The organism is Cupriavidus necator (assembly GCF_040578825.1).
GTDB classification, from domain to species: domain Bacteria; phylum Pseudomonadota; class Gammaproteobacteria; order Burkholderiales; family Burkholderiaceae; genus Cupriavidus; species Cupriavidus necator_E.
On record NZ_JBEFLI010000054.1, the window covers coordinates 38492 to 49176 of the forward strand.

The window sequence follows — 10685 nt, forward strand, 5'->3', positions numbered from 1 at the left end:
TCTATGGCAAGGCCCCCTGGCAAAGGCTAGCATAGGAACTTCCCACCTCCCATGACATGACCCGCCCCCGCACCGGGGCCTCTTCGGGGCCAGTGACCGTGCCAGTGACTGCCAGCACACCGCGGCGCAGCAATGCCGCTCCCCATTCCAGCCACTCCGCCGGCAACGCGCCCGGCGGAGAACCCGCGCCGCGCCGCGCGGTGCCGTCGCAGGTGTCGCTGCTGTGGGAGAGCACCTCCCCCGCGATGCAGCGCTTGCTGGCGCAAATTGAACGCGTGGCGCCCACCGATGTCACCATGCTGGCGGTAGGGGAAAGCGGCGCCGGCAAGGAGGTGGTGGCGCGGGCCGTGCACGAGCGCAGCGCGCGGCGCAAGGGCCCCTTCATCGCGGTCAATTGCGGCGCGATCCAGCCCACGCTGATCGAATCCGAGTTGTTCGGGCATGAGAAAGGCGGCTTCACCGGCGCCATCGAGCAGAAGGCCGGCTACTTCGAGCAGGCCCAGGGCGGCACGCTGTTTCTGGATGAAGTCACCGAAATGCCGCTGGAGATGCAGATCAAGCTGCTGCGGGTGCTGGAGGGGCGCACCTTCCACCGTGTCGGCGGCGATACGCTGATCGTCACCGACGTGCGCATCCTGGCGGCCACCAACCGCGATCCGGTCGAAGCGGTGCGCACCGGCCAGCTGCGCGAAGACCTGCTGTACCGGCTGGCGGTATTCCCGTTGCATATTCCTCCGCTGCGCGAACGCCCCGACGACATCGTGCCGCTGGCGCGCCATTTCCTTGCCGAGTACAACGCCATGGAGCGCACCGACAAGGCGTTCTCGGCCGCGTCGCTGGACCGGCTGGTGCGCTACGACTGGCCGGGCAATGTGCGCGAGCTGAAGAACGCGGTCTATCGCGCCTTCATCCTGGCCGACAAGGTGGTGGAGATCGGCAATCCCAACCTGGCCACGCAGCCGCCGCGCCCCACCACCGTCGACGGCGTGGTCAACGTGCGCGTGGGCACCACGCTGGCCGATACCCAGCGCGAGATCATCATGGCCACGCTGGCGCGTTTTGACGGCGACAAGCGCCAGGCCGCGCGCGCGCTCGGCATCAGCCTGAAGACCCTGTATAACCGGCTCGACGCTTACCGGTCCTTGTGAACCGGCGCCGCCCCCGGCAAGGGCTGGGCCAGCGCGCGCGACAGCGTCTCGATCCCGAGTGGCTTGGTCAGATGGGCATGAAAGCCCGCCGTCTGGCTGAGCCGCTGGTCCTCCGCGGAGCCGCGACCGGTCAGCGCCAGGAACTGCACGCCGCGGTCCGTACCGGCCTCGCGCATCGCCTGCAGGACTTCAAAGCCCGACATGTCGGGCATTTCCAGGTCCAGCAGCACGCAGTCGGGGCGGAATTCGCCGGCGATGGCCAGTGCCTGCCTGCCGCTGTGCGCGGCGCGCGTCTCGTGGCCGAGGATGGCCAGCAGTTCAGCCATGCTGTCGGCCGAATCCACGTTATCGTCCACCACCAGCACGCGGCGGCGCGGCACCGGGCCCGGCGGCAACGTGCCGGCCTCATGCGCGTGCGCGGTGACGCGCGGCAGGATCACGGTAAAGGTGCTGCCCTTGGCGGCGCCCTCGCTGTCGGCCTGGATCGCGCCGCCGTGCGCTTCCACGACCGCCTTGGCCAGCGCCAGGCCGATGCCCAGCCCGCTGCCGCTGCCGGCATCGGCCTCCTGCGAGAACAGGTTGAAGATGCGATCCATTGCCGCCGGCGGCAGCCCGCGGCCGGTGTCGGACACCGCCGTGACCACCCGCGTCGGCTCCACGCTCACGCGCACGCCGACCGTGCCGCCGCGCGGGGTGTACTTGGTGGCATTGCTGAGCAGGTTCAGCAGCACCTGCCCCAGCCGCGCCGCATCGGCCCGCACGTAAGGCGAGGTGGCCGGCAGGTCCACCACGAGCTGTTGCCCGGCTTCCTCCAGTGTCGGCCGGATGGCCTCGATGCTGGTGGTCACCACATCGTTGTACGAGGTCGGCGTCAGCTCCATCTTCATCTTGCCCGCGGTCACGCGGCCGACGTCGAGCAGGTCGCTGACCAGCCGCTCGAGCTGGCGGAGCTGGCGGTCGATGATCTCGGCGCAATGACGGATGCGGGTATCGGCGGTCGGCGTCAGCGCGATCACCTCCACCGCGTTGCGCACCGGCGCCAGCGGGTTGCGCATTTCGTGCGCAAGGATGGCAAGGAACGATTGCAGCCGGCGGTTGCCGGTTTCCAGCACCTCCAGCCGCAGCGCATCGCTGATATCGCGGGCGGTCCACAGCAGGCCATGGGGGCACCCGCCGGCGTCGCGCACCAGCACCATCCGCGTCTGGCAGCGCACGACCGAGCCGTCCTTGCGTGCCACGCGCTCGTCGCCGGCCCACTGGCCGCACGCGCGCGCAGCTTCCAGTGCCTCGCGGTCGCGGCCCGCCGCGGCGTCATGGCGCGCGTAGAGCAGTGCCAGCGGACTGCCCACGGCCTCTGTCGCGGCATAGCCCGTCAGCGCCTGCGCGCCGACATTCCAGCTACGGATGGTGCCGTCCAGCTCCAGTTCGCAGACCGCGGTGCCGGGCAGGTTGTCGGCCAGCAGCCGCAGCCGCGACTCAGCCAGGGCGGCATATTCGGTGGCTGCCTGCTGCACGGTGAGGTCGCGGCAGGAGACGACGAAGCCGACCGGCGCACCGGTCTCGCCTGGTCCATTGTCGTTCCCGTCGCCCTCGCCGTTCCCGACACCGTCTGGCAAGGGCTTGCCGGACATTTCCGCAGAGGCGATCCCCTGCATCACGCAGGCGGCGTGCAGCAGGCTGCCGTCGCGCCGCACGCGCCAGCCCTGCTCGCGCGCGCTGCCTGCGAGCAGGGCCGCCTGCAGCCACTGCTGCGGCAGGCCCGCGGCGATGTCCTCGGGGCGGTGCAGGCAGGAGAAATGCCGGCCGACGATTTCGTCGGCGCTGTAGCCGAACACGTCGCGCGCGGGTTGCGGCCACACCGCGATGCGTCCGTCCGCGTCGGTCTCGAACACCGCGCAGTCCTGCACTGCCGCCAGCAACCGCCGGTATGGCTCCTGCACCGCCGGTGGTCGGACGGAATCGTCCCTCATGGCTCCGCCAGTTTCGCCAACGAGTGACGCGCGAATACCTTTTGCCGCTTGCGGCTCGGACATAAACGCACCTTCGCTGTGGGTGGAGGGTGGGGATCGCAGGCCCCCGGGCCGGAATCGCGAGCACAGGGGCAGATGCCCGCCGATCAGGCGGGCATCCGTGTCAATGATAGGCGTTCGCGGCCTATGCGCCATCCGTTATAGCGCCACAGGCCGCATCGACGACCCGATCGGGGGAAGGGAAGCAGCGCAGACGTTGGTTCCCGCGCGCCGGGCACGCGGGAACCCGGCGCGGGGACCAGGGCGCGGGATAAGGGCGGGCGCGGGACTAGGTCGTGTCGCGCTCACGCGGGCGGCGCATCTGCATCATCGCCGCTACCGCGGCCGAGGCGCCGACCACCAGCGCGGTCGTCAGCACCGGATGCCGCGCGGTGGTGGTGTACGGGCATGAGTGCAAGGCGCGGTACGTGCCGCCGCGTTCCTGCAGGCCGCTGCCGCTGCCATACAGCGCGTTGTCCTCGAGCGGGCCGGCCGGGTGGCGGGTCTGCTGGGCACGGCCGATAAAGCGGCGCATAAAGCGGTCGAAGGTGTGCGGAGCATGGTAGGCGGCCGCGGAAAACGCCTTGGCGGCGGCGCCGACGAAGAGGTCGCGCCGCGGATTCTCGGCGGCGAACAGGATCGCGTCGGCGGCCAGCGCCGGGTCATACAACGGCGGCGGCAGGCGCGGCTCGACATCGAGGAAGTTCTTGGCATGGCGCACCATCGGCGTTTCCAGCCCGGCGGGCTTGATCAGCGTGACGCTGACCGGCGCCTGTTCCTGCTCCAGCTCCAGCCGCAGCGAATCGGTAAAGCCCTTGATCGCATGCTGCGAGGCCGCGTAGGCGCTTTGCAGCGGCAGCGGTCCGTCCGAAGCCTCGCTGCCCATGTTGATGATGGCGCCGCCGTGCTCGCGCAGGTGGGCCGCGGCCGCCAGCGAGCCGTGCACGGTCCCCCAGTAATTGGTGTCGAACAGGCGCCGATGGTCTTCCATCGGCACGTCGCAATGGCGCCCGAAAATAGTCACGCCGGCATTGTTGACCCAGGTATCGAAGCCGCCGAAGCGCTCGATCGCCGCGTTGGCGACGCGCGCGACATCTTCCTGCTTGCCCACGTCGGCCGCCACGGTGATGACCTCGCTGCCATGCTCGCGCAGTTCTTCCGCGAGCTGGTGCAGCGATTCCTCGCTGCGTGCCACCAGCACCAGGCGCGCGCCCTGCTGCGCCGCCTTGCGCGCGGTGACGAGGCCCACGCCGCTGCTGGCGCCGGTCAGGACGATGACCTGCGAGCGGATTTTCTTCAGGGTTGGTTTCATCTGCTTGATCTCCTCGGGAGCCGCCGCGGGTGGCCGGGCACGGCGCCGGGCGTGCCGCTGGCTAGTCGCAAGGAGCGTTCCTGTTGCAACCCGCGGCACTGCGCCACGTGCCGAAGCGGTGGCGCCGCAGATTTACAACGCCCGGTAAGAACCACATGTTGCAGCCGTGACCGCGCCCGCGCGCGCGCCTGTAGGACGGGCGCCGATGTCGGGCACGCCATGTGCTGCCTAAGCTGGATCCATCCCACTGCAACCGGCGACAGCCATGGCCAAGACAACGCGACAGGAACCGGGCGCTGGCCGCACCCCGGCCAAGCGCACCGGCAAGCGCGCCGGCACAACTTCCGCCGCTTCCTCTGCCATCCCGGCGGCGAAGGCGCCGCGCGCTGCCGCGCGCAAGGCCGCGGCGAAGACCGCGACCAGGTCTGCCAGCAAGACAGCCAGCAACACCGCTGCGTCGGCGCGCCAGCCCAAGGCGGGCGCCACGCCGGCCGCGCTGGAGAAATACCGCCGCATGCGCGACTTCGGCGCCACGCCGGAGCCCAGCGGCGCCGCGGCGCGGGCCCGTGGCGCGCCGCGCAAGCGCGCCGGCGAGCTGTCGTTCGTGATCCAGAAGCATGCGGCGCGGCGGCTGCACTACGACTTCCGGCTGGAACTGGGCGGCACGCTGAAAAGCTGGGCGGTACCGAAGGGCCCCAGCCTGGACCCGGCCGACAAGCGCATGGCGGTCCATGTCGAAGACCATCCGATGGATTACGCCGGCTTCGAGGGCGTGATTCCCGCCGGCCACTACGGCGCCGGCACGGTGATCGTCTGGGACCGCGGCACCTGGCTGCCGGTGGGCGATGCCGAAGCCGGCTATCGCGCCGGCAAGCTCAAGTTCGAGCTGCGCGGCGAGAAGCTGCATGGCCACTGGACGCTGGTGCGCATGCACGGCAGCAAGCAGAAGGAGCAGGACGCCTGGCTGCTGATCAAGGAGCGCGACCAGGCCGCGGTGCCGGCGTCGGAGTTCGATGTGGTCGAGGCGATGCCGGACAGCGTGCTCGGTGGCACCGCGCACAAGGCCGCGGCCAGGCGCGGTGCCGCCGGCAAAGCCAGGCGCGCGAATCCGGAGGACGATGCGCAAGACACGCGGGCCGCGCCGCAGGGCGCCGGCATAAAGGCGTTGAAGCCCCCGCGCGGCGCGCCGCGCGCCGCGTTGCCGCTGGCACTGGCACCGCAGCTCGCCACGCTGGTGGAAAAGCCCCCGCCCAATGCGCAGGACTGGCGCTACGAGATCAAGTTCGACGGCTACCGGGTGCTGGCGCGCATCGACGGCAAGGACGTGCGGCTCTTTACGCGCCAGGGCCACGACTGGACCGCCAGGCTGCGCCCGCTGGCGCGCGATGTGGGCGCGCTGGGCCTGCCAGATGGCTGGATCGACGGCGAGATCGTCGTGCTCGGCAAGCATGGCGAGACCGATTTCCAGGCGCTGCAGAACGCATTCGAGACCTCGCGCGCCGAGTCCATCCAGTACTTCGTCTTCGACCTGCCCTATTTTGCCGGCCATGACCTGCGCAAGCTGCCGCTGGTCGAGCGCCGCGCGCTGCTGCGGCGGATCTTCGAACACAACACCTCGGCGCGGCTGCAGTTCAGCGAGGACTTCGAAGCCAGCCCGGACGACATGCTCGATGCCGCCTGCCGCATGAAGCTCGAAGGCGTGATCGGCAAGCGCGCCGATTCCAGTTATGTCAGCGCGCGCAGCAATACGTGGATCAAGCTCAAATGCACGCTGCGCCAGGAATTCGTCGTAGCCGGTTTTACCGATCCCAAGGGCTCGCGCGCAGGCATCGGCTCGTTGTTGCTGGGTGTGCATGACGCCAGCGGCCGGCTGCGCTACACCGGCAATGTCGGCACCGGGTTCGACACGCGCATGCTGGGCGATCTGCGCGCGCAACTGGATGCGCTGCGCGCCGACGCCTCGCCCTTCCATACGGTGCCTGCCGGCGTCAGGGGCCAGTGGGTGCAGCCCAAGCTGGTGGCCGAGGTGTCGTTCGGAAGCTGGACCCGCGAGGGCCGCGTGCGCCATGCCGTGTTCCACGGCCTGCGCACCGACAAGCCTGCCGGCGCGGTGTCGGTGGAACAGCCGGCGGAACCGGCCGGCAAGGGCAAGGCCGCCGTGAAAGCCACAGAGACCGCGAAGGGCAGATCCGAAGCAAAGGCCGAAGCAAAGCCCAAAGCGAAGGCGCAACCGGAAGCGAAGGCAAAGCCCGCGCCCAGCGCCCGCGGCGCCGCGGGCAAGCGCACCACTGCCGCGGGCGGCAAGGTCTCGATCAGCCATGCCGAGCGCGTGATCGACCCCAGCACCGGCCTCACCAAGGGCGATCTGGTGCACTACTACGAACGCGCCGCGCCGCTGATGCTGCCGCACCTGCGCGGGCGCCCGATCGCGATGGTGCGCGCGCCGTCGGGCGTGGGCGGCGAGCAGTTCTTCCAGCGGCATGGCGACACGCTGCGCGTAGAAGGCCTCAACGTGCTCGATCCCGCGCTGTGGCCGGGCCATCCCGCGCTGCTGGAAATCGTGTCGGTCGAGGCGCTGGTCTCTGCGGCGCAGCTCAACGTGGTGGAGTTCCACACCTGGAACGCCAGCAAGCGCAGCATCGACCGTCCCAACCGGATCATCTTTGACCTGGACCCCGGCGAAGGTGTGCCATGGCCGCAGATGCAGGAAGCTGCCGTGCTGATGAAGGCGCTGCTCGACGAGCTGGGCCTGGCGAGCTTCCTGAAGACGAGCGGCGGCAAGGGGCTGCATGTCGTGGTGCCGGTCACGCCACGCGCGGGCTGGGATGAGCTCAAGGACTTTGCCGAAGAGGTGGTGCGCCATCTCGCGGCGACGATCCCGCAGCGCTTCGTGGCCAAGAGCGGCGCGCGCAATCGCGTCGGCAAGATTTTCATCGATTACCTGCGCAATGGCATGGGCGCCACCACGGTTGCGGCGTTCTCGGCGCGCGCGCGGCCCGGGCTGGGGGTCTCGATCCCGGTGTCGTGGGACGAGCTCGACACGCTGCAAGGCGCGGCGCAGTGGAGCGTCGCCAACGTCGATGCGCGACTGGCTGCGCTGGAGACCGACGATCCGTGGGCCGACTACGCCGACACGCGCCAGGCCATCACCCGCGCAGCCGCACGGCTCGGCCACGTGCGCTGAGCAGCGCCGCGGCGGCGGCCATGCCGCATCGTGGAAAGGGAAAGCGGCACATTTCTTGCCATCCTTCTACCGTGAACCCGCCCGCGATGGGCGGCCCCACGGCACTGTGCGCGATGCGCTTCCCGTGCCGCGACGACACGGAGAAACTGCCATGAGCCGACTCAGGATTCACAGGACGATCCGCGCGATCAGTGCCGTCATCACAGCGAGGGCCGCACCGCGCAACCGCCGCGCCCTGCATGGGCTGCTGGTGTCATGCGCGATGCTGTCGTTTGCCTCCGGCCCCGCGCAAGCCAAGCTGCCCCCGCTTTCGGCCGAGCAGCAGCAGGCCGCGGACGCCAAGAAAGCCAAGGAGGCCGAAACGGCCAAGCAGCAGGCCGACGCGCTGACCCGGGTGCAGGACCAGATCGCGTCGCGCTTTGGCAAGGGCGCCACGGCGACCCCTGCTACGGAACCCGGCAAGATCCCACAGAAGGCCGCCGAAGCGCCGAAATCGGCCGGCCCGCACGGCGGCACCGCGCCCAGCGCTGAAGCCCACAGCGGCGAAGCGCAGCGCAAGTAAGGACGGCCGACACGGGCAGGGCAAGGCGTGGCTGACGGTTGGAAGCGGCCGGCGCGCCGCTCGGCCGGCACGCCTTTTGCCACTGCGCAGCAGGACGGCGTCGATGAAGGCCGCCAACACGCCGACGCCACTGGGGGAATCGCGATGGACGAGTTTTTCACGTGTGTAATAACTACAACCCACAAGCGAGCCAGCATGACAGGAGTTGCACACAGCACCCGACCCCCGGCGCAGTTTTACACGCCGCCATGGCGCTTGGCCGCTGCGTGGGCCGCCACGCCCACTGATGACCGGCCGCGCCAGCGCACGGCAGCGTGATGCCATGAAGCCGAATGCCAATTCCCCCATTTCCCGGGACAACGCTGCCGTGCTGATTCTCAACGTCGATGACCGCGAGGGTCCGCGCTACGTCAAGAGCCGGATCCTGCATCGCGGTGAATATTCCGTGATCGAAGCCGCCACCGGCCACGCCGCGCTGTCGCTGGTGCGCCAGCACGCGCCCGCGCTGGTGCTGCTGTCGGCACGTCTGCCCGATATCAGCGGGCTGGAGGTGTGCCGGCTGCTGAAGGACGATCCGCAGACCGCCCGCACGCTGGTGCTGCTGACTTCGCCCGGGCTGGCGCAGTCGCGCCAGCGGGTCGAAGCGCTGAACTGTGGCGCCGACGGCTACCTGGTCGAGCCGGCCGAGCCCGAGGAGGTCCTGTCGAGCATCCACGCCTTGCTGCGGCTGCGCGGCGCCGAGGACGCCTACCACCGGACCTCGCAGGCGCTGCACGATAACGAAGACATGTTCCGGCAGCTCGCCGAATCGCTGGCCGATGCGGTCTGGATTTTCGACCCTGTGAGAAAGCGCCTGCTGTTCGCCAGCCGCTCGCTTGCGGCGCTGCTGGGCCATCCGGCCGAGCAACTGATGGAAGACCCCCGCCAGTGCCTGGACCGGCTGGCGCCGGCCGACCGCCCGCGCGTGGTGGCGGCATTCGAGAGCATGCTGCGCACCGGCCATATGGATATCGAATTCCAGCTGACGCGCCCGGATGGCGAATTGCGCGAGATTCGCGCGCGGGCGTTTCCGGTGCGGGTCTCCGAGACGGCGAAAGACGCCGGCAAGGACGGGGGCAAGGACACAGAATGCGACACCCCGCCATTGCGCATTGCCGGCACCTGCCAGGACGTGACGCTGCACAACCGCGCCGGGCGCACGCTGCGCGACGAGGAACGGCGCAAGGACCAGTTCCTGGCGATGCTGGCGCACGAGCTGCGCAACCCGCTGGCGCCGCTGCGCAGTGCCGCCGACCTGCTGCAGCAGCTTTCACCGTCGCGCGAGGACATGTTCCGCGCGCGCGACGTCATTGGCCGCCAGCTGCACCACCTGACGCGGCTGGTCGACGAACTGCTCGACATCTCGCGCTTCAACCAGGGCCGCATCACGCTGCGCCAGGACCTGGTGGAGCTGCGCACCGCGCTCAATACCGCGGTGGAGGCGGTGCGCCCGGTGATGGACGCCTACAACCACACGCTGCGCCTGTCGCTGCCCGAGCAGCCGCTGCCGGTGCGCGGCGACCTGGTGCGGCTTACGCAGATCTTCAGCAACCTGCTGCACAACGCCGCGGCCTACACGCCCGCGGGCGGGCAGATCACCGTGGACGCCACCTATGAAGGCGACGACGCCGAAACCGCCGGCGGCCACGTCACGGTCAATGTGCGCGACAACGGCACCGGCCTGTCCGAAGCGCTGCAGCGGCAGCTGTTCGATCCGCTGGCCCCGCCCGAAGACACCCCTGCCGAGCCGCCGCGCAACACCTTCCCGCATGACGGTCCCGGCATCGGGCTGACGCTGGTGCAGAAGCTGGTGCGCCTGCATGGCGGCATCATCCGCGCACACAGTCCCGGCCCCGGGCAGGGCAGCACCTTTACCGTGACGCTGCCGGTCGAGCCGTGGCAGAAGTGGCACCCCGGCACCGGCAAGGTCGTGCCGCGCAGCGGCGTGCCACGCCGCATCATGGTGGTGGACGACAACGTCGACGCCCTCGAGGCCATGACGATGACGCTGCAGACGCTGGGCCATACCGTCGTCACCGCACCCGATGGACCGAGCGCGCTGGAACGCGCGCATGATGTGCGTCCGGAGGTGGTGTTGCTCGATCTCGGCATGCCGGCGATGGACGGCTTCGAAACCGCGCGTCGGCTGCGTGCGCTGCCCGAGATGCGCGGCGCCACGCTGGTCGCGCTGACTGGTTTCGGCCAGCCGGAAGACCGCCGCCGCGCACTGGAAGCCGGCTTCGACCAGCACCTGGTCAAGCCCGCCGATCTCGACGCCCTGACACGGCTGCTCGATGCGCTCGGCACCGAACGCGAGCGCGCCTAGCGCGCCGATCCCCGCAACCCTGGAACAAGGAGCCTTCGTGCATACCACGCCTGATCCCGACATCCCTTCGCGCAAGCCCGAAACCCCGCCGCCCGAGCCCCCGCC

The 10685-nt window shown here is 69.8% G+C and carries 6 protein-coding genes; 4 read left to right on the forward strand and 2 right to left on the reverse strand.

Annotated features, from left to right (window positions below):
• Positions 1 to 98: 98 nt before the first annotated feature.
• Positions 99 to 1148 carry a sigma-54 interaction domain-containing protein gene (locus AB1I47_RS23630; protein ID WP_354686142.1) on the forward strand — a complete coding sequence of 350 codons (1050 nt, stop codon included), beginning with the start codon at positions 99 to 101 and terminating at the stop codon, positions 1146 to 1148.
• On the opposite strand, the gene AB1I47_RS23635 is transcribed toward AB1I47_RS23630, so the two are convergent.
• Positions 1133 to 3181 (reverse strand): PAS domain-containing hybrid sensor histidine kinase/response regulator, encoded by a 2049-nt coding sequence (locus AB1I47_RS23635; protein WP_407935893.1) that lies wholly within the window; start codon positions 3179 to 3181, stop codon positions 1133 to 1135. The genes AB1I47_RS23630 and AB1I47_RS23635 overlap by 16 nt on opposite strands.
• Positions 3182 to 3446: 265 nt before the next feature.
• Entirely contained in the window at positions 3447 to 4469 is a 1023-nt protein-coding gene (locus AB1I47_RS23640; protein WP_354686144.1) for an SDR family oxidoreductase, read from the reverse strand.
• 265 nt (positions 4470 to 4734) lie between these two features.
• On the opposite strand from AB1I47_RS23640, the gene ligD reads away from it, so the two are divergent.
• The 3 genes from ligD to AB1I47_RS23655 all read left to right on the forward strand — a co-directional run bounded on the left by ligD (position 4735) and on the right by AB1I47_RS23655 (position 10580).
• Positions 4735 to 7653 (forward strand): DNA ligase D, encoded by a 2919-nt coding sequence (gene ligD / locus AB1I47_RS23645; protein WP_354686145.1) that lies wholly within the window; start codon positions 4735 to 4737, stop codon positions 7651 to 7653.
• Positions 7654 to 7804: 151 nt separating this feature from the next.
• Entirely contained in the window at positions 7805 to 8215 is a 411-nt protein-coding gene (locus AB1I47_RS23650; RefSeq protein ID WP_354686146.1) for a hypothetical protein, read from the forward strand.
• Positions 8216 to 8537: 322 nt separating this feature from the next.
• Positions 8538 to 10580, forward strand: a complete 2043-nt coding sequence (locus AB1I47_RS23655) for a hybrid sensor histidine kinase/response regulator (RefSeq protein ID WP_354686147.1) — start codon at positions 8538 to 8540, stop codon at positions 10578 to 10580.
• Positions 10581 to 10685: the final 105 nt, after the last annotated feature.

Coding starts and splice junctions, on each gene's coding strand:
- AB1I47_RS23635 (WP_407935893.1), bottom strand. CDS start 3,181: ATGTCCGAGCCGCAAGCGGCAAAAGGTATTCGCGCGTCACTCGTTGGC.
- AB1I47_RS23640 (WP_354686144.1), bottom strand. CDS start 4,469: ATGAAACCAACCCTGAAGAAAATCCGCTCGCAGGTCATCGTCCTGACC.
- ligD (WP_354686145.1), top strand. CDS start 4,735: ATGGCCAAGACAACGCGACAGGAACCGGGCGCTGGCCGCACCCCGGCC.
- AB1I47_RS23650 (WP_354686146.1), top strand. CDS start 7,805: ATGAGCCGACTCAGGATTCACAGGACGATCCGCGCGATCAGTGCCGTC.
- AB1I47_RS23655 (WP_354686147.1), top strand. CDS start 8,538: ATGAAGCCGAATGCCAATTCCCCCATTTCCCGGGACAACGCTGCCGTG.